This is a genomic window from Dyadobacter sp. SG02 (assembly GCF_900109045.1).
In the GTDB taxonomy this organism is placed as follows: Bacteria; Bacteroidota; Bacteroidia; order Cytophagales; family Spirosomataceae; genus Dyadobacter.
The window spans coordinates 520956-546027 of sequence record NZ_FNYL01000004.1 but is presented as its reverse complement, the minus strand read 5'-3'; the positions used below and the strand labels follow the sequence as shown (position 1 = coordinate 546027).

The window sequence follows — 25072 nt, the reverse complement described above, 5'->3', positions numbered from 1 at the left end:
AATACATGGCCACCGTTACTGAGAAAAAGAAAGCATCAGCCCCCAAAAAGTTACAGCATCCGAAGGAGCAATACATGTTCTGGTTCGAGAATATGCTTTTACAACGCCGTTTTGAAGAAAAATCGGGCCAGTTGTACGGTCAGCAGAAGATTCGTGGTTTTTGTCACCTCTACATCGGCCAGGAAGCCTGCTCTTCCGGCGCGGTGAGCGCCCTCAAAAAAGGCGACAAGTACATTACCGCGTACCGCGACCACGGTATCCCGCTCGCATTGGGCACCAGCCCGAATGCGATCATGGCTGAGCTTTTCGGCAAAAAGACCGGTACTACCAAAGGTAAAGGCGGTTCTATGCACATTTTTGACAAAGAAGTGGGCTTCATCGGAGGTCACGGTATCGTAGGCGGCCAGATTCCCCTGGGCGCAGGTATCGCATTCGCTGAGAAATACAACAAAACCGACAACCTGTGTATCTGCTACTTCGGTGACGGAGCGATCCGCCAGGGTTCATTCCACGAAACGCTGAACATGGCGATGAGCTGGAAACTGCCTGTGATTTTCGTAGTGGAAAACAATGGTTACGCAATGGGTACTTCCGTAGCGCGTACTTCCAATGTTACTGAGCTCTATACCCTTGGCGAGGCATACGACATTCCTTCCGAGCCGGTTGACGGTATGAGCGTAGAAGCGATCCACGAAGCGGTTTCCCGTGCTGCGGAACGCGCACGCAAGGGCGAAGGACCTACTTTCCTTGAATTCCGTACGTATCGCTACCGCGGACACTCGATGTCCGATCCGCAGAAATACCGTTCGAAAGAGGAGGTAGAAGAATATAAAGACCGCGACCCGATCGAGCAGATCCGTGCGGTGATCCTCGAAAACAAGATTGCTACCGAAGAGGATCTTGAAAACATCGATAAAAAAGTAAAAGAAATCGTTGCTCAATCTGTGCAATTCGCCGAGGAATCGGAGTGGCCGGACCCGAAAGAGGCTTACACAGACGTGTACGTTGAGAACGACTATCCTTTTGTAATGGATTAATTTGATCCAGAACGCATGAATAAAAAACCCGTCGGATCACTTCGACGGGTTTTTTAAGTAATTTCAGCTTTTCACTTAGATTGAGTTCTAGTAATAAAATTAAAATATGTCCCTGGATCAGGATTTTGATAGAGAGCAGGATGATGAAGACGGCGATGGCAAGGAAATGTCGTTTATCTCGCATCTCGAAGAACTAAGATGGCATGTTATCCGCGCCGGTGCTTCGATTCTCGTATTTGCGATTCTTGCCTTTATTTATATTCAAGAAATCTACCATTACGTAATTATCGCGCCGTCCCAGCCCGACTTCTGGACTTACAAAATGCTTTGCAAGCTGTCGGAAATCACCGGTTATGAGGATTTGTGCGTAAAAGCCCTGAATTTCAAATTGCAGGTGATCGGAATGGGCGATGCTTTTACGATGAGTATGACTTCGTCGGTGATTGCCGGTCTGGTATTCGCATTTCCGTATGCATTCTGGGAAATATGGCGGTTTATCGAGCCGGGTTTGAAGCCTGCGGAAAAGCGGTCGGCACGGGGAGCGGTATTTTACGTGACTGCCCTGTTCTTTTCTGGGGTACTTTTCGGATATTACGTGGTGTCGCCGTTGGCTATCAACTTCCTTGCTAACTACACCCTCGATCCGACGATCATCAACGAATTCAGTCTTGCCTCTTACATTTCACTCGTAGCAACGCTTACATTGGCCTGCGGTGTGGCGTTCCAGTTACCGATTGTCGTGTATGTCTTATCGAGAATAGGCATACTTACGCCATCGTTCATGCGGGAGTACCGCAAGCACTCGATGATCGTGATCCTGATCGTGGCAGCGGTGATCACGCCTTCACCGGATATTTACAGCCAGGTACTTGTTGCGATCCCGTTGTTCCTGCTTTATGAACTGAGTATCATGGTCTCTGCGAAAGTGGAGCGCGAGAAACTGCAAGAGGAGAAGCGTCTTGCCAAGCTGGGCGGGACAGATACAGAAGATTGATTAATAAAAGACATTAAGCATTAAACCGCTTACAGACCTCGGCCAACCGGTCGAGGTCTTCTTTTTGGTGTAAACTGCTGATCGCAATGCGCGTAACCGGCGCGTCCGCAGGTGAAGGATAGGGGAAGCATGACGCCATAATGCCATTTTGAAGTAAATGGTCGAACAATGCTGCATTGTAAGAGCAGAATACGGGGTAATCCGCAATGGATTCAAAAAGCATAATATCTCCCAGTTGTTGCCCGAACCACGCCACGTTGTCCAGCAGTAAAGAAAGCTGCTTCGCATAGGTATTTTCTTCCAAAAGCTTTTTCAGCGCATATGCGTACGCAGGTGCAGGCGGTGACGCGCCCGCATACCAGGGCGAGTTGCGGATGGTATCGATCACGCTTTTAGCTCCCCAGATTGCTCCCGCCGGGATACCTAATGCTTTATTGAGGGACGAAACGAAAACAGTTTGAACTAAAGTGTTTTCAGAGAGCTGTGCGGATACGCCTTTTCCGTCGGGCCCAAGTACTCCAAGTGAATGCGATTCATCGATGATCAGCCATGCATTTGCGGGATTTTGAATGGTATTAAAAAGTGTAAAATCAAATGCCCGCACCATCGGCGAACCTACGGCATCCGTACAAATTATATGAGCCGTGTCCATCTCGGCCGCATTGATTTTCCGGACCGTTTGCATCGCCCAGTCGCTCCATTCGCCCTTGGTTCGGTGAAATGCATGGCCCCACAATGCCGGATGTACACCGGGAGCGTTATGGTAGATGATGCTGGTAATATCGGGATTCTGTTGAACGATGGTCTCGACCTCTTTCATCAACAATTGGCCCGCCCACATCCCCGAGGAGACAATCGTTGCGGCCGGAGTTTGCAGAAAATCAGCTAACTGTGCCTCGGCTTTTTCGTAAATATCAAGCCTGAGGCTATTGTTTCTGGAACTCCCGTAATGATTTCCGAAAGTTTCCGTAGATAAGCGGGTATATCTACGAAGGTCTTCGTTGTGCCCCATTCCAAGGTAGTCTGTGCCACTGAACCACAGAAATTCGCGCCCGTCGGTAGTCTCGACGGTCCTGCCGGGAAGTTTGGAGGTATGGTAGATGTTCACAACGGAACTTATAAAAATTCGCGCTTCAATGCGGCGCCGGTACCATTGCCCGGGGCATAAATCACCTTGCCAAAATCGAACGTTACGCCGGTAGCGGGGTCGTTGCGGATCAGTAAAGAGCCGTCCATATCGACATAATCCAGCAGCGGAAGTAAATGGGCGATGGCCGAAATGCCCACGCTCGTCTCGGTCATGCAGCCAACCATCGTTTTCATGCCCAGCGACCGGGCTTGCGCGATCATCCGGAGCGCGGCAGTAGGCCCGCCGCATTTGGTCAGTTTTACATTAATGCCATGAAAAAGGCCGTGACATTGCTCGACATCTTCTTCGACAATGCAGCTTTCGTCGGCAATGACAGGCAATGCACTTGCTGCAAATACCTTTTTCATTCCCTCAATATCACCGGCCGGGAGCGGCTGCTCGATGAATTCCACGCCTAATGCGGCCAATTTGGGTGCGAGTTCAATGGTCTTTTCCGCCGTCCAGCCACAATTGGCATCCACGCGGAAGAGTGCGTCGGTATTTTTTCGCAGTTCCTGAACAATGCGAAGGTCCTCGTCCGTGCCTAGCTTGATCTTGTAAATCGGCCAAGGCAGCTCCTTCATCTTTTCGACCATCTTTTCCACCGTATCGATGCCGATCGTGAAATTGGTCATCGGGATACGCTCGGGTGAGAGGCCCCAACTCTCGTACAGTTTCAGGCCTTTCTTTTTGGCAAAATAGTCCTGCGCGGCCTCGTCCAATGCGCATTGCGCGAAGGAATTGTCCCTGAGCAACGGGTGTACCATCGTCCAGAGCTCTTCCGCCGAGGCATATTTGCCCTTTTCAACAATATCCTTGACCATATCCAGCGTCGCGATCATATTTCTGATCGTAATGCCGTAATACGGATTGGAAGTAGCCTCGCCGAAGCCGGCATGAACGCCGTCGTTCAGTTGCACAATCAGCGTTTGCTGGACATCGCGCGAGTCGTGCGCAATGGTGAAGGTATGTTTGAGTTGGAGGTCGAAAGTGTGGTAGGTAAGGTGCATAGGGTGTCAGAAATGAGTATTTGGGAGACTAGTTTCGCATATCGAGCCCCCACGATAGTTTGCTTCTCAATGTATTCAAAAAACTGTCGTCTTTCATCTTGATCAACCGCGCAATGAAGGCGGCTTTTCGCACGATCAATTGTGTGTTTTCATCCACAATGCGCGAACGGGCGTCGAGAGAGACGAGAAAATTGCTGCTGCGGCTTTTTACTTCGAGGCGGATTACCGCGGTGTCTTCCACTACCAGCGGGCGCACGTTCAGGTTGTGCGGGCTGATGGGCGTGACGATAAAGTTCTGGGAATGAGGCATAAGTACCGGACCGCCGCAGCTTAACGAATAGCCTGTGGAGCCGGTCGGCGTGGATACGATAAGTCCGTCGGCCCAGTAGGAGTTCAGGAACTCGTCGTTCAAATAAGTATGCACGGTGATCATCGACGACGTATCGGTTTTGGTGATCGTGAAATCATTCAAACCGAAATTGAGGCCGTCGAAAAGGTCGATATTGGATTCAACTTCCACCAGCGTACGTTCATCGATACGGAACTGGCTGTTTTCGAGCGCGGCGATCATGTCGGTGATGCGCTCGGGCGATACGGTGGCGAGGAAACCCAGGCGGCCGACGTTGATACCGATGGCCGGCGTTTGTCGCTTGCCGACGTGCGAAATCGTTTCCAGCAGTGTACCATCGCCACCCATGCTCACGATCAGGCGTGGGTCGAAAAGCTCTTCCGGTTTCTCGTAAACCAGCTCGGAGTAATGCGAAATGCCGGCCTGGTCCAGAAATGTCCTGAAAGATTTCGAAAGCTGAACTTCAACTTTTCTGCGCGCCAGTTCATCGAACATATTTTCAATGAACGGCCTTGCGGACTCATTAAAGTTGCGTCCGTGAATGGCGATTTTCATGAAGAAAAAATAAAACGTGTGGTTTCAGCCGAAAGATACACGACAAAAGGGGCGATTCAAAAGCTGCGTGTACATTTGGGGACGCCGGGCAAGTGCTAGGTAGCCAGATAGCGCAAAAGCATATCGAGGCGCTCCTGGTCGAGGCTTTCAATAGGATCGTTGGCGTGCGCTTCTTCGATTTCGTACCCGAAGCGTTCGAGCGTGGCGATGATAGGGGTAATGTGCGTCCGGTTTAGTTTGAGCGTCAGCCGGGCCTCGTTGGTAGGATCGTAAACTTCTCCCGAAGAATAGTAGCTGCTCAGGATCTTGACGCCATTAGATTCTATCAATCGGCTGATTTCAGAAAGCGAGTAGCTTCTTTCAGCTATTTTAAGGACGATCACGGCTCCTTTTTCCTGTACGCCCAGCTCATTCACGAAATGTTCAACAAGGTCGGCGACCAGAATGCTGCCGGCGAAACTCCGGTCTTCGTGAAGTACAGGGATGATCAGCAGGCCGAATTGATTTACCAACCGGAGCAGCTCGTAAGGGTGCTGGTCCTCGGTCGCGAAAATGTCCTTATGCTGAATGATTACCTTCGAAAGCTGTTCGGAAATATCCGTGATGTCGAAGAGAATGTCCTCGGAAACGACTCCCTGATAAACGCCGGATTCGGCGATGACCAGCTGCTTCACGCCAAACTCGTCCATCCAGTCCAAAGCCGTGCCCACCGAATCGTTCGGTTTCAGTACGGGAATCATTGGATTTATCAGATTGGCTGCGAGCATGGGTCAGAACGTCATTTTTCGAAGCTATAAAAAAACAATATATAGATCAACTATCGTAACAAAAGAAATTTTCCCGGAATTCCCGGGTTTTATGCTACCGGCACCGGCACGTCTTTTTCCAGGAAGCTTTCGAGGATCACATTGAACTCGTGCGGATGCTCCATCATCGGTGCGTGGCAGCATTTGTCGATAAAGTACAATTCGGAATTAGCGATGAGGCGATTGAACTCGTAGCCTACATGTGGCGGCGTAATGGTGTCGTTGAGGCCCCAAACGAGCAGGGTAGGAACGGTAATCTGGTGTAAATCCTTGGCGAGATTGTGGCGCTGGGCCGATTTCGCTATACCTACGATGCTCATGCATTTCGGAATGCTGGAAGTAGTTTCGAACACTTCGTCGATCAGGTCCTTGGTGGCCACTTCCGGATCATAGAAGGTATAGGCTACGCGTTCCTTGATATAATCATAACTTCCACGTTTCGGGAACGAGCCGCCCATCGAGTTTTCGAAGAGGCCCGAGCTGCCCGTGAGTACCAGGCGCTGTACATTCTCCTGGTTTTTCAGTGTATAAAGCAAACCAATGTGGCCGCCAAGTGAATTACCGATCGCCGTAACGTTGGTAAGATTTTTAAACGAAACAAAGTCTTCCAGAAAGGCAAGCAATGCTTCCAGACCGGCTTCACGCGGGGGAAGCTCGTAAATGGGGAGCAATGGGATAATGACCCGGTAACGGTTGGAAAAATGGTCGATAATACCGTCCCAGTTGCTTAATGCACCGAAAAGGCCATGCAAAAGCAGTAATGTTTCGCCCTTTCCCTCGTCGATAAACTGAAACCTGCCCTCTGCACGTACTGTATATTTCATTCTTTTGTGGATTTAAGACGATTTATAACTTATCAAAGAAACTAGTGCATGATTAGGATACTCTACAAAACTAGTTATTTTTTTGATTGTTCAATGGGACAAAGTAACAAACGCGTTTCGAATTTCTTGTAAATATTATATTAATATTAAAAGAATTAGTCGAATAACACAGAATGGTGCAATTCTGTTCGTCGCACTCCGAAGGTTTTCCCTGCCTGCCGCGCAGGTAAATTTTGTCGAACTATGTCTTAACCCATTGTCTGTCGGCCATTATGGGCAACGGAGCGTTCTGCGTGGTCGCAACGGTCAACAGTGTAACCGAAATTTAGCCAGAAATTATATTTAATAGGAATTAGAAAAAAATTAAATGATAAAAATATCCAGCCTTCTGGCCGCTTTCGGCCTTGTTCAGTTTTTGGCGATGCCGCTCCGGGCGCAGACCGAAATGGCACTTTACCCGGGCCGCATCCCGAACGCCGTCGAGGCGGAAAATCAGGAAACCAGCGATAAAGGTTCAGTGAAGAATGTGTCGAAACCGACGCTGACCGTATTTCTTCCGCCGGCAGGTACGGGCAACGGCGCAGCGATGATTGTATGCCCTGGCGGTGGCTACGGCGGCCTGGTAATCGATCGTGAGGGTTACAGGGTTGCGAAGGAATTGAATAAGGTCGGGATCGCTGCATTTGTGTTGAAGTACCGCCTGCCCAGCGATCGTATCATGAAGGATAAGGCCATCGGCCCATTGCAGGACGCGCAGCAAGCGATCAAAACCGTCCGCGAAAAGGCAAAGGAATGGCAGGTCGATCCGGCGAAGATCGGTATCATGGGTTTTTCGGCGGGAGGGCACCTCGCTTCGACCGCCGGTACGCATTACGACAGCACTTTTATCGATAACCCGCAAAAAACCAGTCTCCGGCCCGATTTTATGGTGCTCGTGTACCCGGTGATCAGTTTTGAAGGAAAGATCGGGCATAAGGGCTCATCGGCTAACCTGCTCGGAGCTTCCCCTTCGGCCCAACGCGTTCAATATTTTTCCAACGACTTGCAGGTAACGGCCTCCACGCCGCCCGCATACCTCACGCACGCAGGCGACGACACGGTGGTACCGGTATCGAACAGCATTCGGTTTTACGAAGCATTGAATGCGAAAGGCGTGCCCGCCGACATGCATATTTACTCCCAGGGCCAGCACGGCTACCCCAAAACCCCGTCGTTCGACGAATGGTTTGGACGTTGCCTGCATTGGATGCGGACCAGCGGCTTCATCCCGGCGAAATAATTAATCACCTGAACCGACATCGGCCGTCAGCGGTCGGTGGTCAACACAGGCTGCCCGGCACGCACATCATCCAGCTTCGTAAATGGCGAATTGGCACTGATGTACTCCGGGATCACCATTTTGAGGACCTCCACCATTTGCTCGGCCCGACCCGAATCAAGCGCTTTCTGCAATGCCGACATCGCGTAACGCATGCATTGTTCGGCCGGCCCCGAAAAACGGACGGCTCTGAGCTGTCCTGTTGGAGTTGCTTCCGACTCATCGCGATTTAGTTCTTCGCTCAGTTTTTCGCCCGGCCGTAATCCGGTAAAGCGGATCAGAATGTCCATTCCAGGCTCCAACCCCGCAAGCCGGATCATTTTTCGTGCCACATCGGCGATCCGGACAGGTTTACCCATGTCAAACGTCAGGATTTCGCTACCGTCGCTTGTAGCCGTCGCTTGGAGTACGAGCTGGCATGCTTCGGCGACCGTCATCAGGTACCGCTGCGCGAGCGGATCGGTGACGGTAACAGGCCCGCCTTCCCGGATCTGCTGTGCGAACCGGATCAGGAACGAGCCGTTGGAGCCCAGTACATTTCCGAATCGCGTGATAATGAATTGGGTCTGTCCGGGATATTCATGGCTCAGGTATTGCAGGTAAAGTTCGGCGAAACGTTTCGTGGCGCCCATTACGCTGGCGGGCCTGACGGACTTGTCCGTGGAAATGTAAATGAATTTCCCGACGCGGTAGGACACTGCCAGATCGGCAAGGATTTCCGTGCCGAATATATTGGTTTTGATCGCCTCGTAAGGGTGCCGTTCCATGAATGGCACGTGCTTGTAAGCTGCGGTGTGGAAAATGATGTGAATGTTATTTCGGGAAAACAGCTCGGCCATGCGTAACGCGTCGGTGATACTGGCTATGTGGCAGGAGATGTCGGTTTGGGGAAATTGTTGTCTGAGCTGATAATCGAGCTCGTAAAGGGCTGTTTCCGCCTGGTCGACCAATATCACCGTCGCGGGCACGTAGGCGCATACCTGTGCCGCGAGCTCGCTGCCAATCGTGCCGGCAGCACCGGTAATCATGACAATGCGGCCATGGATTTCCGGAATGGCATTTTCCAGGTCCAGAACAATGGGCTCGCGGCCGAGCAGGTCTTCCGGCCTGAATGTGAATGACGCGTAAGTGTGTTGTGGTGTTTGCATCGGGTATCGTTTTTTAAATTACAGATACCCTTGATACGTACGTCTGAAAGTTTGGTAACAAAAAAATCGCCGTAGGATGTACGGCGATTTTCAAAAGGTAATATCTACAAATTTTTTAGATCAGTTTTTCGAAAATACCCGGCGCAAGACCGAACAGGATTGTCAGGAAAGTAGCCAGTACCAGGATGATCTGGTAAAATGGCGCCACGCGGATCCTTACAGTGTCCCCTTCTTTGAAATAAGAAGAGATAATCACCCGGAAATAGTAGTAAATACCGACTGTCGACATCAAAACAGCGATGACGGCGATCCAGATAATGCCACGCTCCGCTGCGCTGGTGAATATGAAGAATTTACCCCAGAACCCGGCTGTGAGCGGGATACCCGCCAGAGAAAGCATGGAAACTGCCAACACGAAAGCCAATAAAGGATTTTGTTTGGCCAGTCCATTGAATGCTTCGTAGCGCTCGTTGGGCTGCCCTTCGATGGCTTTTTCCTTCGAGACGAGCATTAACACGCCAAATGCGGCGATGGTCGACAAAGAGTAGGCGAGTGAGTAAAAGATAATGGCGTTTTGAGTCGGCTTGGTAAGGGCGGTAAGCGCGATCAGCAGGTAACCGGCATGCGAAATACCCGAGTAGGCAAGCATCCTTTTAAAGCTGTTCTGGCTGGTGGCACCGATGTTGCCCACGAGCAATGTAAGCACGGCAATGACCGCGATGACGATCCACCAGAAATTGTAGATAGCAAAGGTATGATTGAGCAAACGGAACAGTGCCGCAAATCCGGCGGTTTTTACGATCGTCGACATGAAAGTAGTGAAGATCGTCGGCGCTCCTTCGTACACGTCCGGCGTCCAGAAGTGGAACGGCGCGGCTGACACTTTGAAAAGCATACCGATCAGCAGCAGCAGCAAACCCGCGTAGAAAATGTAGGATTGTGAAGCGACAGACATATTCGACGCGAAGCCCTGGATCGCGACAAGCTGGAAAGAACCTGTTGCGCCGTAAAGCAAGGTCATACCGAATAGCATGAAGCCCGTCGCGAATGCACCCATCAGGAAGTATTTCAATGCGGCCTCGTTCGAGCGCAGGTTACGCTTGTTGCTTCCTGTGAGCACGTACATGGCTACGGAGAGGATTTCGACACCGATGAAGAGCATGATCAGGTGATCGAAGCCGATCATCATAATGGCCCCCACAAGCGAGAAGAGCATCAATCCATAATATTCAGCCGGTTCGGAATCCGCATTGTCCTGGAAACCGCCCGAGATCGCCGCGATCATGAAAGCCGAAATCAGTACGATCCCGTTGAATGCGAGCGTGAGGTTATCGACCCGGAGCATGTCGTAGAAGTACAGGAACGGCCCTTTGCCCCATTCGATAAAGTTGCTTCCCAGCGCAATGGCCAGGAAAAGCAGGGTAGATGGCAGGAGGATGTTCTTGGATTTCGAAAAGCCCAGAAAAAGCGTTACTACTCCAAAAACCGACAACAATATAATGGGATACATATTCTTAACTTAGTTATTGACCAGTTGCAACAATTGGTTTACAGCAGGCTCGGTTATTTTCAGGAATGTGCTTGGGTAAATACCGATCCAGAATACCATGATTACCAGCGGCAGCAGTACGGCGCGCTCGCTGGCAGTAAGGTCCTGGAAGCCTTCCACCCATTTCGATTTCGGCCCGAACATGGATTTCTGGAAAAGACGGAGCATGTACACCGAACCGAGAATGATCGTCAGACCGGCCACAGCGCCCAGCCAGCCTTTGTATTGGAATACACTTGAAAGCAACAGGAATTCACCCACAAAACCGTTGGTAAGTGGCAATGCAACGCTTCCGAGCAGTAATATCATGAAATACACGCTCAGATGCGGCGTGCTTTGGGTAATGCCCCCGAGCTGGTCGAGGTACCGGGTTTTGGTTCTTGAATAGATAATGTCGACGATGAAGAAGAGGCCTATCACGTTGATACCGTGTGCCAGCATCTGGATCAATGCGCCTTGCAAGCCATTCAATGAAGAAGAGAATACGCCGGCGGCCATCAGTCCCACGTGCGCGAAGGACGAGTAGGCGATGAGCGTTTTCATATCGCTCTGCTGGATCGCGATAATGGAACCGTAGATAATGCCGATCACGGAAAGGATCATTGCCAGGAAGCCCCATTGTTCCATGCCCAGCGGCACGATCGGCAGCAGCAGGCGGATCAGACCGTAAACCCCCATTTTAAGCATAATACCTGACAACAGCATCGTAGCCGCGGTAGGCGACTCGGTGTAAGTGTCCGGCTGCCAGGTATGGAAAGGGAAAAGCGGCATTTTAATGGCAAATGCAATGAAGAATGCCCAGAACACGAAACCTTGTGCCGAGGGGCTCAGTTGCAATTGGTAAAAGGCGGTTATTTCAGAAGTATGTGTGCCCGGTGTCTGGTAATAAAGATAAACCAGTGCCACGAACATGAACAAGCTTCCGAACATGGTGTAAATGAAGAACTTGAATGTAACCTTTATGCGGTTCTCTCCACCCCAGGTCGCCGCCAGGAAGTAAACCGGGATCAATGCGGCTTCGAAGAACAGGTAGAAAACGAATGCGTCGCTAGCAGTGAAAACGCCGATGAGCGCCGCTTCCATGAACAGGATCAGCGAATAGAATGCCGAGGGATTTTTATACTCGTTTTTAAAAGCCGAAAGGATGATCAGCGGCGTCAGGAAAGTCGTGAGCAATACGAGCAGCATGCTGATACCGTCGATACCGGCAGCAAAAGAAATGCCTCCGGACGCTACCCAGGCATATTTGAATCCGAACTGGGAACCTGCCGCAGGGTCGAATTGCAGCCAGGTGAAAACAGCGACGCCCAGTGATGCGAGGCCACCAACCAGCGCAAGCTGCTTAGCCAGGCGTTCGCCGGCCAGGAGGGTAATAACGCCTGCCGCTATCGGTAAAAGTATTAAAAGAAGAGTAAGCATATTTTCAAGTCGACGGTCCGAAACTAATAGGAAACGGATTGATGGATGATCGGATCAGAGTAACAGCTTCCAGAATAATATGACCACAATGCCGATCACCATCGCGAAAACGTATTCGCCGGTAGAGCCGGATTGTGTTTTTCTCAACAGCTTGGCGCCCAGGGACACGAGTCTTACAACCGCATCGATGATCAGGTCGATAAAGATCTCGCCGAAGCTGTACAGAATGTTGGAAAGTGTCTTGATGGGTTTCACAAATACCGAATCGTAAAGCTCGTCGACATAGTATTTGTTATAAATCGCACGCTGCAAGCCCGGTTTCTCTTCCGAATCCGGTGCTGGTACGGCGCCTTTTTGCACATACATCACGTAAGCTGCAATTGCGGATATCAATGCCGCCGCTACCGAAATGGCCATCAGCATATATTCTTCCGAATGGGACAGGGAAGTGTGTTCAAATGCTGCCGGATTTGCGGTTTTAGCCAGGTCGTACAACGGGCTCATGAATTGCGCCAGCTGGTGCGAGCCGTGCAATGCTTCGGGAACGCCGATGAAACCACCCACAGCCGAAAGAATGGCGAGGATAATCAAAGGCACTGTCATCGAAGCGGGTGATTCGTGTAAATGGTGCTCCTGCTCGTGCGTGCCGCGGAAGGTTCCGAAGAACGTCAGGAACAACAGACGGAACATGTAGAAGGATGTCATGACCGAACCAAGCACACCGATTACCCAAAGGATTTTGTTGTGTTCAAAAACATGGGCCAGGATTTCATCTTTCGAGAAGAAACCTGCAAATGGCGGTATACCGGATATCGCGATAGTGGCGATCAGGAAGGTAAGGAATGTAACAGGCAATTTTTTTCTCAAACCTCCCATTGAACGAATATCCTGCTCGTCGGACATGGCGTGGATTACGCTACCTGCTCCAAGGAAGAGCAATGCTTTGAAGAATGCGTGGGTAATGACGTGGAACATCGACGCCGAATAGGCCATCGCGCCCAGACCCATGAACATATAACCCAGCTGACTCACGGTGGAGTAAGCGAGTACTTTCTTAATATCGTTTTGCAAAAGGCCGATCGACGCGGCAAACAATGCCGTAGCGCCACCGATAATACCCACGATTTCGAGCGTGGAAGGTGCCAGCGAATAGAGCACGTTGGAGCGGATCACCATGTAAATACCCGCCGTAACCATCGTAGCGGCGTGAATCAGGGCAGAAACCGGTGTCGGGCCCGCCATAGCGTCGGGTAGCCAGGTGTACAGGGGAATCTGAGCCGATTTACCCATTGCACCCACAAAAAGAAATAACGTAATGGTAATGATCACCGGATCGCCTACCTGGAAGCCGGCTGCGGCCTTGCTGAAAACCTCAGTGTATTCAACGGAGCCAAATGTAGCGATGATCGTGAAGATACCCAGGAGGAAGCCCAGGTCGCCCACGCGGTTCATAATGAATGCCTTACGGGCTGCATTGTTGTAGTTGGTGTTCTTGTTCCAGAAACCGATGAGCAGGTAAGAGCAAAGACCCACACCTTCCCAGCCGATGAACATGATTACGTAGTTTGAACCGAGCACCAGCAGGAGCATGAAAAACAAAAACAGGTTCAGGTAAGCGAAAAATTTACCGAAACCCGAATCGTGGTGCATGTAGCCGATCGAATAAATGTGGATCAGCGAGCCTACGCCGGTGATGATCATCAGCATTAGCAACGAAAGCTGATCGACCTGGAATGAGAACGGAATGTTGAGGTCGCCGACGGTGATCCAGTCGAAAAGAGGCACGATAAAGGGCTGGCTACCGGCCGCTACAAATGCATTGAAGGTCATTACAGACAACACAAAACTGGCGACTACCGCCAAGGTTCCGATAATGCCGACTGCGCCTTTGGGAATATTGGGAAATCCTATTCCGTTGATCAGAAAGCCGGCGAGCGGCAGCAGCGGAATCAGGATGAGTAATGATGCAGACATGTCTATTTTTTAATCTTTAATCTCTTGATTATGTACCGGTTACGCGCCGATATTACCATTTCAGCTTATTCAGGAACCCGATGTCCGTATTTCTGGTGTTGCGGTAGATCATTACGATAATCGCAAGCCCGACGGCCACTTCGGCGGCGGCTACGGCCATAATGAAGAATACGAAAACCTGTGCGGAAGGATCGGACCGGTATGAAGAGAATGCGATCAGCAGCAGGTTAGCTGCGTTCAGCATCAATTCAATCGACATAAATATGATAATGGCGTTCCTGCGGGTAAGTACGCCGATAATGCCGATCACAAATAACAGGGTAGCGAGAATCAGGTAGCTTTGAAGTGGGATATGTTGAATAACCGCTGGTATGTTAACCTCTGGCATCGTAGGGTTTGGGATCATAGCAGGTTTACCTAATGGGATATCCGGTTAAAATAGTCAAAAATAGATTTCAGGCAAAAATAGACATAATTACTACTTACTCAAACCTGAGGTAAGATTATGTCAACGTTGGGTTAATCCCCTTAATTTAATCTCTGTCAATTTGCGTTTGGTGTCGAGCGGGAACTCGCCTTTCATCATCCAGTCGAAAAACGACGGTTCGTTTTTCAGGATATCGGTTACCCGCTTGCCGTTGTGCTTGCCAAAATTGAACACTTCCTCGCCTTTGTCGTTGAACACCATCCGGCCCGCGAAATCGACGATTTTAGAAGCAGTGAGTTCGTGCAATGCGGCCACGTCGTTCTTCACCGGCTCGGTAACCTTACCGTGCGAATCGGTGATCGTAACGCCCTGATACTTTTCGATTTGTCCTTGCAAAACTTCGAAAGTAGCGATGGTGTCGGCCTCGGCGCTGTGTGCGTTATCGAGGGTTTTGCCGCAATAGAACTTGTAAGCAGCGCCCAGGTTGCGCGGCTCCATCATATGGTAAATACGCTGCACATCCACCATCCGGCGGTTTTTAACGTCAAAATCGACGCCTACACGGAGAAACTCCTCCGCGAGCATCGGAATGTCGAAACGGTTGCTGTTGAAGCCCGCCAGGTCGCAGCCTTCGAGGAACGACGAGAGGTTTTTAGCAATGCTTTTAAATGTGGGGGCATCCTTCACATCCTCGTCGTAAATGCCATGTATGAGGCTGCTTTCGAGGGGAATAGGCATTTCAGGATTGATCCTCCGCGTCCGGATCTCGGTTTCGCCATTCACCAATGCTTTTACAACGGAAATCTCTACAATGCGGTCGCGGACAATATTTACTCCTGTTGTCTCAAGATCAAAAAAAGCAAGGGGCTTTTTGAGATGGAGGGTATGCATGGGTTACTGAGGTTAATTTGGCACCGCGAAGTTAAGGTGAATGCCAAGATGGCGCAAGGAATGGGCTTGTTTATAAAGATTATAAAAAAGGGTCAGGAAGTTGTCAGGTTTAGTCAGGAGTTGTCATTTATGGTCAGAAGTAGTCATGAGAGGAGAAAAGAGCATAATGACTATCCTTGACCATAAATGACAACTCCTGACTACAATTGACCACACCTGACAAAACCGAACCACGGTGCTAATCAATCCAATCGTAAGACTTGGTAACCGCTTTTTTCCAGCCTTTGTAATACGCACTGCGTTTTTCCTCGGCCATATTGGGGTGCCAGGTGTGGGCGACGGCCCAGTTTTTCTTCAAATCTTCGGTGCTTTTCCAATAACCGACCGCGAGCCCGGCAGCATATGCGGCGCCCAGCGCGGTGGTTTCGGCGACGGCCGGGGAAACGACTTGCGTATTGAGAATATCAGACTGGAATTGCATTAATAGTTGGTTATGCACCATCCCGCCATCGACGCGCAGGCAGGCGAGCTCGATACCCGAATCCTGCTCCATTGCCTTTACTACATCGGCCGTCTGATAAGCAGTGGCTTCCAGTACAGCGCGTGCGATGTGCCCCTTGTTCACGTAGCGCGTAAGGCCCGCGACTACGCCGCGCGCGTCGTTGCGCCAGTAGGGCGCGTACAGGCCCGAGAATGCGGGTACGAAATAAGCGCCGCCGTTGTCTTCGACAGTTTGGGCGAGGGCTTCGATGTCGCTGGCATTCTGGATCAGTCCGAGGTTATCGCGGAGCCATTGCACGAGCGCGCCGGTAACGGCCACACTGCCTTCCAATGCATATTGAACAGGCTGGTCGCCGAATTTGTACGAAATAGTGGTTAGTAGGCCGTTTTCGGAGGTTTTCAGCTCGGTACCGGTGTTCATCACGAGGAAGCAGCCGGTACCGTAGGTGTTTTTGGCCATGCCGGGTTCGAAGCAGGTTTGGCCTACCAATGCGGCATGCTGATCGCCGAGATCACCGGCTACCGGTACGCCGGGAAGTACCTCGTGATCGGAATAACCATATATTTCGCTGCTGCTTTTAATAGCCGGCAGCATGATTTCGGGGATATTGTAAGCGTCGAGCATCGATTTGTCCCATTGCAATGTGCGCAGGTTCATGAGCTGCGTGCGACTCGCATTGGTAACGTCTGTCACATGAATGCCGCCATGCGTGCCGCCGGTGAGGTGCCAGATCAGGAATGTATCCATGTTCCCGAAAATCGCTTCGCCTTTTTCGGCGTCTTCGCGAATACCTTCCACGTTTTCGAGCAGCCATTTCAATTTTAAACCACTGAAATAAGTAGAGACGGGCAAGCCGGTAATGTCGCGGAACTGATTGAGGCCGCCTTCCCTTTCATATTTCGCTACCAGGTCGGTCGTGCGGGTGTCTTGCCAAACCAATGCATTGTAATAGGGTTTCCCGGTACGTTTGTTCCAGACGACCGTCGTTTCGCGTTGGTTGGTAATGCCCACTGCCGCGATGTCCGAAGCGTGGGCGGATACGTGAATGCGCGCCAAAGCGATCACTTCCAGGGTATTTTTCCAGATTTCTGTGGGGTTATGTTCGACCCAGCCCGGGTGCGGATAAATCTGTTCGTGTTCTTTTTGTCCTACCGAAACGATATTCCCCTGCTGGTTGAAAAGTATGCAGCGTGTGCTGGTAGTACCCTGGTCAATGGCGGCAATGTATTTGGACATAATGGGATTATGATTGATTTTATTTGTAGTAAAGCAAGTAAATAGGGAAAATTAACCGATCAGGACAAATGCGCGGGCAATTTTATTGAACGGGGCCCCGTAAAGCCGTTCGGCGGCGCTGGCTGTATTATATTGCGGCTTAAACGGGTTTCGGCACATTCTCCATGAAAAACAGCAGGGTCAGAAAAGGGTTATTGGCATTAATTGGCCTTGTACTCCTGTTTTTTGTACTCGATCTGACCTTCCCTTTCAACCCTGAAATCCGTTACGCGACGCAGATCACCGATCAGAAGGGGCGGGTAATCCATGCTTTTTTGAGTAAGGAGGACAAATGGCGGCTCTATTCAAATGTGAACGAGATCACTCCGCTGCTTCGGAAAACGCTCATTTACAAGGAAGACCAATATTTTTACTACCATCCGGGCGTGAATCCGTTCGCGGTCGTGCGCGCAGCGGTACGAAATGTATTTTCAGGAAAAAGGACTTCCGGCGCGTCCACGATCACCATGCAGGTCGTGCGGCTGATGGATCCGCGCCCGCGGACTTACTTAAATAAGGTAGTCGAAATGTGGCATGCATTTCAGCTGGAAATGCATTATTCCAAAGAAGAGATTCTTCAATTTTACGTAAACCTTGTACCCTATGGCGGCAATATCGAGGGCATTAAAGCGGCTTCGCTGCTCTATTTCGGCAAGGCGCCGCAACTTTTGAGCCTCGCGGAGATCACCGCATTGACCATCGTACCCAACCGCCCGTCGGGCCTGCGCCCGGGTACGCGCAACGACGCATTGCGCGAAGCCAGGAACATTTGGTTGACACGTTTCGAGGAGGATGGTCTCTTTGAAAAAAACGTTATCCGCGACGCTTTGGACGAGCCTTTAAACATTCGCCGCCTCCAAACCCCTCGTCTCGCGCCGCACCTTTCGATCCGTCTTAAACAACAATATCCCGGGGAGCCCGTAATCCGCACGAACCTCAACATGCAAGCGCAAAGCCAGATCGAGGAGCAGGTGAGGAATTATATCAACCGCAGGCAACTGATGAATATCCACAACGCCGCGGTGCTGGTGGTGAACAACGAAACCATGGAGGTGGAGGCTTACGTTGGCTCGGCGGATTTCAATAACCCGTTCGATGGCGGACAGGTGGACGGTGTACGGGCTGTGCGCTCGCCCGGGAGTACTTTGAAACCATTATTGTACGCCACGGCATTCGATGCAGGCATGATCACACCGAAATCGGTTTTGAACGATGTTCCGGGGAATTTCAATGGCTATGAGCCCGAAAACTTCGACAAGCATTTCAATGGCGCCATTACTACCGAGTTTGCATTGGCCAATTCGCTGAATATCCCGGCAGTGAAAGTCCTGAAAGATATTGGTACACCCGCATTGATCGCCAAACTTCGGAAAGCAGGTTTCAAAACGGTCGATAAGCAGGCGCGGGACCTGGGCCTTTCGATGATACTGGGCGGTTGCGGAGTGACTCTGGAAGAACTGACGAGACTGTTCGCCGCATTTGCCAATGAGGGAAAATTGCGGAACCTGCGGCTGAATGGCGGGGATGTTTTGGATAAAAAAGGAACACCGATATTGTCGGAAGAAGCGACGTTCCTCACGACCAGCATTCTCACGCAAATCACCCGCCCCGATTTACCGACCAATTTTGACAATACCTATCATTTGCCGCGCATTGCCTGGAAAACCGGTACCTCTTACGGCAAAAGGGACGCGTGGAGCATTGGGTACAACCGCCGGTACACTGTCGGGGTATGGGTCGGTAACTTTTCGGGAGAGGGGGTAGCCGAGCTCAGCGGTGCCAATACCGCGACCCCTTTGCTGTTTTCCATCTTCAATGCATTGGACTACAATTCGCCGAAAGGCTGGTACAAATCACCGGCGAACATTTCGCTACGTAATGTGTGCCCCGTGAGCGGCGACATTCCTTCCGACTTCTGCGATCATCAGGTACCCGATCAATACATCGTAGGAGTTTCGGGCTACCATAAATGCCAGCATATGCGCTGGGTTTTTACCGATGCGGCGGGGAAAATGTCGTATTGTACGTATTGTCTTCCTGAAAATGGTTTTGAGAAAAAGGCATATCCTAACCTCGCACCGGAACTGATCGCATTTTATGAATTACAAAAATTGCCCTACCAGAAGATCCCACCCCATAACCCGCAATGCGAGCGGGTTTTCCATGAAGGGGCGCCGCTGATTGTAAGTCCCAACGACGGGAGCGAATATTACATCCGCAAGGACGAGCCCCAGCAAGTCCAGCTGGCTTGCCAGGCTGCGAATGATGTTCAGGAGGTTTATTGGTATGTCAATGATAAACTATACCAAAAATCGCCGCCACAGGAAAGCATCTTCCTGAGCCCGCCACTGGGGCGCGTCAAGATTTCATGCAGCGACGATAAGGGGCGGAATGCCGACGTCTGGATCGTTGTCAAGAGGATGTGATGCGCCGGTTGGGTGTGGTCAAGAGTTGTTGGGTGTAGGCAGGCATTGTCAGGTTCGGTCAGGCATTGTCAGGTTTGGTCAGGCATTGTCAAGTTTGGTCAGGAATTGTCAGGTGTAGTCAAGCATTGTCAGGTTCGGTCAGGCATTGTCAAGTGTGGTCAGAAATTGATGAAATAATCGATGACCACTTCTGACAACTCTTGACCATACGTGACTATTAATGACAACACCTGACCACGTTAGAGCGGCTGATCCTTCGCTTCCTGGTACAGCACCTGCATGAGTGTCTGGCCAACGGCCTTCAACGTCTTCGGATCGATGTTTTCCATTGTATCGTGGGCTGTGTGCCACTGGTCGAAGAACGTTTTGCTCATGTTATTCTGGCGCGTGTGGATGATGTCGATCATCGGGATGCGGGCCACTTTGTTGACGGGAACGTGATCGTCGGTAATGGCGCCGCCGGCTTCATCGATGAAATAGTTGCTGTAACCGAGACGGCTTGCAGTTGCCCATACCTGTCTCACCACGTCGCCTGCCAGCTGTGTGGAATATCCTTCCTTGAAAAAAGTAGCGCCTTTCGCTCCAACCATATCGAGCAATATGCCGAAATAGGCCGTGTAGTTCGGGTTATGCTTGTTGGCCGCCCAGTGCTGGGAGCCGAGGCAGAACCCGCTGTACTCCATTCCGGTATCTTCCGAGCCTGACGAGCCCCAGTCTTCCGCATCGAAGAATATGATATCTACTCCGATTTCCGGTTTGTTAGCCTCTTTGGAAAGCCCTCTGGCGATTTCGAGCAACACGCCCACACCGCTTGCACCGTCATTCGCGGCCATTACCGGCTTGTCTTTTAGCAGAGAATCCTGGTCTGAAAATGGCCGGGAATCCCAATGCGATGTGAGCAGTATGCGCTTGCTGGCTTGCGGGTTGAAGCTTCCGATAATGTTGCGGGCATTCAGTTTTTTGCCATCGAACGTGGTGGCGGTGAATGGTTGCTCTACAACTTGCCACCCATATTTTTTGAGCGTGGCCACCAGGTAGTCGCCACATGCCTTGTGCGGTGCGGTATTCGGTACCCGCGCCCCGAAATCGACTTGTTTTTGTACAAACTGGAAAGCGCTGTCGGCATTGAAATCCGCGCTTTTAACAAGTGCGGGCTGGGCTTGTTCGGCGGTTTGCTCGGAACTGGTATTGCTGTTGCAGCCGTATGCTCCGACGATGATCGCTAATGCGATCGGTAATCTCTTAAAAAACAAGCTATTAGAAAGAAATGACATCTCCTGTTTGAATATTGTTACTTTTTGTAAAACCTGCATTAACCTCCACTACATACTGTACCAGGCCATACGGAGGGATCGGCTCTTCCGAATATGGCTGGGTGTTTTCTGCAATGGAAATGATTTTTTTATCCGACTGCCACTTTTTCATACTATTCCTCGTAGGCCCAATCAATCCGCGTTTTGGTATCACGTATCACCAGGCCCTGATTTTTGAAATAAGAACGGATTTCGTCCACTTTTTCGTAGTTCTGCGAAAGTTTAAATTCCCGGTACAGTTTCAGCATGCCGTCGAGGATTGCGTGGCCTTCGGCGAGCTCTTCTTTCAAACCGAGTACATCTTCGAAGAATACCACGAACTGCTCTTTCAGGGAAGTGAATACTGCTTCTCCCAATGCAGCAGATTTCAACTGGCCCGTATTCAGCATATTAATATATTTCAACATGTTGAAAAGGTTGGCAAATGCTACTGCAGTGTTCAGATCGTCGTTCATCGCATTGTAAAACCCTTCGATCGACTTTTCGATATCAGCCTTTTTCACTTCGTCCACATTCACGCCGTCCTCGTGCGTGTACGTGAGCATTTTCGCGAGGCGAATGCCGTTGGCGAGTTTTTTGTAGCCTTTTTGAGCCGCTTTCAATGCGTCGTTCGAGAAATCGAGCGTGCTGCGGTACTGGCTTTGCAGCATAAAGAACCGAACGGTCATCGGGCTGTAAGCCTGGTCGAGCAATTCGTGGTTACCCGAAAACAGCTCGGAAGGCAGGAACGAGTTGCCCAGCGACTTCGACATTTTCTGGCCGTTGACAGTCAGCATATTAGTATGCATCCAGTAACGGACAGGCTCTTCGTCGGTCAGTGACTTGCCCTGTGCGATCTCGCATTCGTGGTGGGGGAATTTAAGGTCCATTCCACCGCCGTGAATATCGAATTGCTTGCCTAAGTATTTGGCACTCATGCAGGTGCATTCCAGGTGCCACCCGGGGAAGCCTTTGCCCCAGGGCGATTCCCACTGCATAATGTGCTCTGGGTTTGCCTTTTTCCACAATGCAAAATCCAGCGGGTTACGCTTTTCGGCCTGGCCGTCGAGGTCGCGGGTTTCATTCAGCAAATCCTCGATAATGCGGCCCGACAGCTTGCCATATTCGTTGCCGCCTGCCTGGTATTTATTGATATCAAAATAAACCGAACCATTGGACTCATAGGCTACACCTTTGTCGATCAGCGTCTGCACGGCTTCGATCTGTTCGATCAAGTGGCCGGTAGCAGTGGGTTCGATGCTGGGGGATAGCAGGTTAAATATGGCTGTAACTTCATGAAAGTCATTGGTATACCGCTGTACGATTTCCATGGGTTCCAACTTTTGCAGTTTCGCCATTTTGCCGATCTTGTCTTCGCCGGCATCGCCGTCGCCCACGAGGTGGCCTACATCGGTAATGTTGCGGACGTAGCGCACTTTATAACCGATATGCGTCAGGTAGCGGAACAGGATATCGAATGACAAAAACGTGCGGATGTTGCCCAAATGCACATTGTTATAGACCGTCGGCCCGCACACATACATGCCGACATAGGGAGGGGCAATGGGAACGAAAACATCCTTTTTACGGGTAAGCGTATTGAATATTTTAAGTGGCTGGAAAGTTTGTGCGGTCATTTATATGTTGTACTTTCTTGATTACTGATTTTTCTTTTCGAGACGCGTTTCGACCCAATCGATGATTTTTTCTGCTTTTTTTAGACCTACTGAAGCAGTTTCACAGCTTTTGATGCCTTGGTATCCCATATGAATGTGGAGGATTTCATAAGCTTCGTTAAAGTTGGAAAGTAGGGATTTGTCGATCCGGCTTAATGCGTGTTGATACCATTCAACACTTTTGGGCGTCTTTTTACTTTTCTCTCCTAAAAATTCATTCAACGCCAACAGCACCCCCGTGTACGCTGCGTGACCTGCGATTTTGACATATTTTCGGTCCTGATAAAGTCCGTCCTGTTTCCTTGCATTGTTACTGAGAAAATCCTTTGCATTGTCGATGTGGCGTCTTGCTTCTGAGATTGCTTCCATGATAGTATGTGATTAGAGAGAGAGAGAGAAAACTTTACGATCAGACAAAAATAGCAAATAACCCAACATTGATTTGTAGGTCTAACTGAGAATGAGCAGGCGGGAGAAGGCTATTCGACCGTTTTGTTTATCTTCGCAGCGTTTTTGCATTTAAAATCCAGTTTGAAACTAACTTAAAATCAACACAGTAATCACTTATGAGTTTACTTACCGTAGGATCTGTTGCATTCGATGCGCTCGAAACCCCATTTGGAAAAACAGACAAAATTATCGGTGGTGCAGCCACTTACATCACACTAGCTGCTTCGTATTTTACCCAGCAAAATAACCTCGTTGCGGTTGTCGGCGGCGATTTTCCCCAGGAAATGATCGGCCTGCTCGAAGAACACGGCGTGGATACCAAAGGTTTGGAGATTGTGCAGGATGGCAAGACATTCTTCTGGTCGGGTAAGTACCATGAGGATATGAACACCCGCGATACGCTGATTACCGAGCTGAATGTGATGGAGCATTTCGATCCCATCATTCCGGATTCCTACCAGGGTACCGAATTCCTGATGCTGGGTAACACGGTTCCTGCCACTCAGAAACTGGTGATCGAGCGCCTGGCGAAACGCCCGAAGCTGATTATGCTCGACACGATGAACCTGTGGATGAACATCGCCCTGGACGATTTGAAAGCGGTTCTCAAACTGGTCGACCTGCTTACGATCAATGATGAAGAGGCACGTCTGCTGTCAGGCGAATATTCCCTGCGTAAGGCTGCCAAGAAAATCATGGCGATGGGCCCGAAAACGTTGATCATCAAAAAAGGCGAGCATGGCGCATTACTGTTCCAGGAAGATCGTATTTTCTTCGCACCTGCATTGCCGTTGGAAGAAGTGTTTGACCCAACCGGCGCCGGTGATTCGTTTGCGGGAGGTTTCATTGGTTACCTTGCTGCTACCGATGATATTTCGTTCGATAACATGAAGCGCGCGATCATTTACGGATCGGCGATGGCATCTTTCTGTGTGGAGAAATTCGGTACCGAGCGCCTGGTGAACCTTTCGAAAGAAGAAATCAATGCCCGCGTTCAGGAATTTGTGAAACTGGCGAGCTTCGATATACAATAAAAGTTTAAGGTTTTGAGTAGATGAGTCTATGAGTTGGAATTACATTTCTACTTGTAGACTCATTTTTTTGCAGGCCCCGTAGTCTGTTTGATTGAAAAAATGGTAACCCCGCTGATAACCTGAAATTCCGATGAAATTGTTTGTTACAAAAGCCAGTCTCCTGCTCGCGTGCGTTGCGCCTGCGGCATTCGCGCAACATTCCGTACATCCCGCATTACCGCATTCGAAACACAAGACGGTGGTGATCGCCCATCGCGGGAATCATGTGAATGCGCCCGAGAACACGCTCGCATCCACCCGCGAGGCAATCAACTGCGGAGCGGATTATGTGGAAGTGGATTTGAGAACAACGAAAGACGGCCACCTCGTGGCTCTGCACGACGCGAAAGTCGACCGGACGACCAATGGTATGGGCAAAGTGGCTGACATGACCTGGCAGGAAGTGGAAGAATTGCAGGTTTTCAATCGTAATAAAAAGACGCACCGCATTCCCGAGTTTAGGGAGGTACTTGCTCTTTGCAAAGGCAAAATCAACATTTACCTCGATTTCAAAGATGCCGATGTGGCGGAAACCTGGAAAGAGATCAAGGTGGCAGGTATGGAGCACCAGGTTGTGGTGTATTTAAATAAGGAAGAGCAATACAAAAAATGGAAAGAAATAGCGCCGGGAGTGCCATTGATGACCAGCCTTCCGAAAGAGGTTACCAACAAGGAGCAGTTGGCGGCATTCCTTGGTCAAATGCATATTCAGGTTGTGGATAATATCGTTGAACCGACGTTGCTGAAAGCTGCGCATGAACTTGGCATTTCAGTTTGGCTGGACGTCCAAAGTCCGACCGAAGGACCTGCTTCCTGGAATGAGGTATTGCACAAGGGCGTGCAGGGTTTGCAGACGGATAAACCGGCTGAAATGGTTTCGTATTTAATGAAAAATGTTCAGTAATATTTCATTGCGGCAGCTATGAGAGGGATTGTAGTCATAAGTAT

At 50.2% G+C, this 25072-nt stretch carries 22 protein-coding genes; 6 read left to right on the top strand and 16 right to left on the bottom strand.

Features of this window, described 5'->3' with window-relative positions; all coding sequences use genetic code 11:
* Positions 1-5 precede the first annotated feature (5 nt).
* Together pdhA and tatC are read left to right on the top strand one after the other, a co-directional pair.
* Entirely contained in the window at positions 6-1037 is a 1032-nt protein-coding gene (gene pdhA, locus BMW93_RS12480; protein ID WP_090376009.1) for a pyruvate dehydrogenase (acetyl-transferring) E1 component subunit alpha, read from the top strand.
* A 106-nt stretch (positions 1038-1143) separates the two neighbouring features.
* Positions 1144-2031 carry a twin-arginine translocase subunit TatC gene (tatC, locus tag BMW93_RS12475; RefSeq protein ID WP_090376007.1) on the top strand — a complete coding sequence of 296 codons (888 nt, stop codon included), beginning with the start codon at positions 1144-1146 and terminating at the stop codon, positions 2029-2031.
* 13 nt (positions 2032-2044) lie between these two features.
* Here the strand turns inward: tatC and BMW93_RS12470 are convergent, their stop codons facing one another.
* The 5 genes from BMW93_RS12470 to BMW93_RS12450 all read right to left on the bottom strand — a co-directional run bounded on the left by BMW93_RS12470 (position 2045) and on the right by BMW93_RS12450 (position 6704).
* Positions 2045-3139, bottom strand: coding sequence for an aminotransferase class I/II-fold pyridoxal phosphate-dependent enzyme (locus tag BMW93_RS12470; protein WP_090376006.1), 1095 nt, complete (start codon positions 3137-3139; stop codon positions 2045-2047).
* An 8-nt stretch (positions 3140-3147) separates the two neighbouring features.
* Positions 3148-4170, bottom strand: coding sequence for a dipeptide epimerase (locus BMW93_RS12465; RefSeq protein WP_090376003.1), 1023 nt, complete (start codon positions 4168-4170; stop codon positions 3148-3150).
* A 28-nt stretch (positions 4171-4198) separates the two neighbouring features.
* The gene (locus tag BMW93_RS12460) at positions 4199-5074 is read right to left on the bottom strand and encodes an NAD kinase (protein ID WP_090376000.1); all 876 of its coding nucleotides are present in this window, start codon (positions 5072-5074) and stop codon (positions 4199-4201) included.
* 95 nt (positions 5075-5169) lie between these two features.
* Complete coding sequence (locus tag BMW93_RS12455) at positions 5170-5841, bottom strand: CBS domain-containing protein (RefSeq protein ID WP_090375997.1); 672 nt, start codon at positions 5839-5841, stop codon at positions 5170-5172.
* An 89-nt stretch (positions 5842-5930) separates the two neighbouring features.
* On the bottom strand, positions 5931-6704 hold the full coding sequence (locus tag BMW93_RS12450) for an alpha/beta fold hydrolase (protein WP_090375994.1): 774 nt from the start codon (positions 6702-6704) through the stop codon (positions 5931-5933).
* A gap of 367 nt (positions 6705-7071) precedes the next feature.
* Between BMW93_RS12450 and BMW93_RS12445 the strand changes: the two genes are divergently transcribed.
* Entirely contained in the window at positions 7072-7983 is a 912-nt protein-coding gene (locus BMW93_RS12445; protein ID WP_090375991.1) for an alpha/beta hydrolase, read from the top strand.
* Positions 7984-8009: 26 nt separating this feature from the next.
* Here BMW93_RS12445 and BMW93_RS12440 read toward each other — a convergent pair whose 3' ends face one another.
* From BMW93_RS12440 to glpK, 7 genes are all read right to left on the bottom strand, one after another.
* Positions 8010-9170 (bottom strand): polysaccharide biosynthesis protein, encoded by a 1161-nt coding sequence (locus tag BMW93_RS12440; RefSeq protein ID WP_090375989.1) that lies wholly within the window; start codon positions 9168-9170, stop codon positions 8010-8012.
* A 115-nt stretch (positions 9171-9285) separates the two neighbouring features.
* Entirely contained in the window at positions 9286-10680 is a 1395-nt protein-coding gene (locus tag BMW93_RS12435) for an NADH-quinone oxidoreductase subunit N (RefSeq protein ID WP_090375987.1), read from the bottom strand.
* Positions 10681-10689: 9 nt separating this feature from the next.
* On the bottom strand, positions 10690-12138 hold the full coding sequence (locus tag BMW93_RS12430) for a NuoM family protein (RefSeq protein ID WP_090375984.1): 1449 nt from the start codon (positions 12136-12138) through the stop codon (positions 10690-10692).
* 54 nt (positions 12139-12192) lie between these two features.
* The gene (gene nuoL, locus BMW93_RS12425; protein ID WP_090375981.1) at positions 12193-14112 is read right to left on the bottom strand and encodes an NADH-quinone oxidoreductase subunit L; all 1920 of its coding nucleotides are present in this window, start codon (positions 14110-14112) and stop codon (positions 12193-12195) included.
* A gap of 52 nt (positions 14113-14164) precedes the next feature.
* A complete protein-coding gene (nuoK, locus tag BMW93_RS12420; RefSeq protein WP_176885077.1) occupies positions 14165-14500 on the bottom strand; it encodes an NADH-quinone oxidoreductase subunit NuoK in 336 nt (111 codons plus the stop codon).
* A 120-nt stretch (positions 14501-14620) separates the two neighbouring features.
* A complete protein-coding gene (locus BMW93_RS12415) occupies positions 14621-15430 on the bottom strand; it encodes a 3'-5' exonuclease (protein WP_090375978.1) in 810 nt (269 codons plus the stop codon).
* A gap of 238 nt (positions 15431-15668) precedes the next feature.
* The gene (glpK, locus tag BMW93_RS12405; RefSeq protein WP_090375972.1) at positions 15669-17168 is read right to left on the bottom strand and encodes a glycerol kinase GlpK; all 1500 of its coding nucleotides are present in this window, start codon (positions 17166-17168) and stop codon (positions 15669-15671) included.
* Positions 17169-17332: 164 nt separating this feature from the next.
* Between glpK and pbpC the strand changes: the two genes are divergently transcribed.
* A complete protein-coding gene (pbpC, locus tag BMW93_RS12400) occupies positions 17333-19633 on the top strand; it encodes a penicillin-binding protein 1C (RefSeq protein ID WP_090375969.1) in 2301 nt (766 codons plus the stop codon).
* A gap of 239 nt (positions 19634-19872) precedes the next feature.
* Here the strand turns inward: pbpC and BMW93_RS12395 are convergent, their stop codons facing one another.
* The 4 genes from BMW93_RS12395 to BMW93_RS12380 are packed head-to-tail and all read right to left on the bottom strand — an operon-like array spanning position 19873 to position 22970.
* Positions 19873-20907, bottom strand: coding sequence for a M28 family peptidase (locus BMW93_RS12395; RefSeq protein ID WP_090375966.1), 1035 nt, complete (start codon positions 20905-20907; stop codon positions 19873-19875).
* The gene (locus BMW93_RS12390) at positions 20891-21058 is read right to left on the bottom strand and encodes a DUF192 domain-containing protein (protein ID WP_090375963.1); all 168 of its coding nucleotides are present in this window, start codon (positions 21056-21058) and stop codon (positions 20891-20893) included. The genes BMW93_RS12395 and BMW93_RS12390 overlap by 17 nt, the downstream gene beginning before the upstream one ends.
* Before the next feature lies 1 nt (position 21059).
* Positions 21060-22562 (bottom strand): cysteine--tRNA ligase, encoded by a 1503-nt coding sequence (gene cysS / locus BMW93_RS12385; protein ID WP_090375960.1) that lies wholly within the window; start codon positions 22560-22562, stop codon positions 21060-21062.
* 21 nt (positions 22563-22583) lie between these two features.
* Positions 22584-22970: a DUF5618 family protein gene (locus BMW93_RS12380; RefSeq protein WP_177194075.1), complete on the bottom strand. Its 387-nt coding sequence runs from the start codon at positions 22968-22970 to the stop codon at positions 22584-22586.
* 197 nt (positions 22971-23167) lie between these two features.
* Here BMW93_RS12380 and BMW93_RS12375 point away from each other — a divergent pair, with 197 nt between their 5' ends.
* Positions 23168-24085, top strand: coding sequence for a PfkB family carbohydrate kinase (locus BMW93_RS12375; protein ID WP_090375955.1), 918 nt, complete (start codon positions 23168-23170; stop codon positions 24083-24085).
* Between the two features lie 130 nt (positions 24086-24215).
* The gene (locus tag BMW93_RS12370) at positions 24216-25028 is read left to right on the top strand and encodes a glycerophosphodiester phosphodiesterase family protein (RefSeq protein WP_090375953.1); all 813 of its coding nucleotides are present in this window, start codon (positions 24216-24218) and stop codon (positions 25026-25028) included.
* The last annotated feature ends 44 nt before the right edge of the window (positions 25029-25072 follow it).

Coding starts and splice junctions, on each gene's coding strand:
- pdhA (WP_090376009.1), top strand. CDS start 6: ATGGCCACCGTTACTGAGAAAAAGAAAGCATCAGCCCCCAAAAAGTTA.
- BMW93_RS12430 (WP_090375984.1), bottom strand. CDS start 12,138: ATGCTTACTCTTCTTTTAATACTTTTACCGATAGCGGCAGGCGTTATT.
- BMW93_RS12450 (WP_090375994.1), bottom strand. CDS start 6,704: ATGAAATATACAGTACGTGCAGAGGGCAGGTTTCAGTTTATCGACGAG.
- BMW93_RS12380 (WP_177194075.1), bottom strand. CDS start 22,970: ATGGAAGCAATCTCAGAAGCAAGACGCCACATCGACAATGCAAAGGAT.
- BMW93_RS12465 (WP_090376003.1), bottom strand. CDS start 4,170: ATGCACCTTACCTACCACACTTTCGACCTCCAACTCAAACATACCTTC.
- BMW93_RS12370 (WP_090375953.1), top strand. CDS start 24,216: ATGAAATTGTTTGTTACAAAAGCCAGTCTCCTGCTCGCGTGCGTTGCG.
- BMW93_RS12390 (WP_090375963.1), bottom strand. CDS start 21,058: ATGAAAAAGTGGCAGTCGGATAAAAAAATCATTTCCATTGCAGAAAAC.
- BMW93_RS12395 (WP_090375966.1), bottom strand. CDS start 20,907: ATGTCATTTCTTTCTAATAGCTTGTTTTTTAAGAGATTACCGATCGCA.
- BMW93_RS12445 (WP_090375991.1), top strand. CDS start 7,072: ATGATAAAAATATCCAGCCTTCTGGCCGCTTTCGGCCTTGTTCAGTTT.
- BMW93_RS12415 (WP_090375978.1), bottom strand. CDS start 15,430: ATGCATACCCTCCATCTCAAAAAGCCCCTTGCTTTTTTTGATCTTGAG.
- BMW93_RS12460 (WP_090376000.1), bottom strand. CDS start 5,074: ATGAAAATCGCCATTCACGGACGCAACTTTAATGAGTCCGCAAGGCCG.
- nuoK (WP_176885077.1), bottom strand. CDS start 14,500: ATGCCAGAGGTTAACATACCAGCGGTTATTCAACATATCCCACTTCAA.
- cysS (WP_090375960.1), bottom strand. CDS start 22,562: ATGACCGCACAAACTTTCCAGCCACTTAAAATATTCAATACGCTTACC.
- tatC (WP_090376007.1), top strand. CDS start 1,144: ATGTCCCTGGATCAGGATTTTGATAGAGAGCAGGATGATGAAGACGGC.
- BMW93_RS12455 (WP_090375997.1), bottom strand. CDS start 5,841: ATGCTCGCAGCCAATCTGATAAATCCAATGATTCCCGTACTGAAACCG.
- BMW93_RS12440 (WP_090375989.1), bottom strand. CDS start 9,170: ATGCAAACACCACAACACACTTACGCGTCATTCACATTCAGGCCGGAA.
- BMW93_RS12375 (WP_090375955.1), top strand. CDS start 23,168: ATGAGTTTACTTACCGTAGGATCTGTTGCATTCGATGCGCTCGAAACC.
- glpK (WP_090375972.1), bottom strand. CDS start 17,168: ATGTCCAAATACATTGCCGCCATTGACCAGGGTACTACCAGCACACGC.
- nuoL (WP_090375981.1), bottom strand. CDS start 14,112: ATGTCTGCATCATTACTCATCCTGATTCCGCTGCTGCCGCTCGCCGGC.
- pbpC (WP_090375969.1), top strand. CDS start 17,333: ATGAAAAACAGCAGGGTCAGAAAAGGGTTATTGGCATTAATTGGCCTT.
- BMW93_RS12435 (WP_090375987.1), bottom strand. CDS start 10,680: ATGTATCCCATTATATTGTTGTCGGTTTTTGGAGTAGTAACGCTTTTT.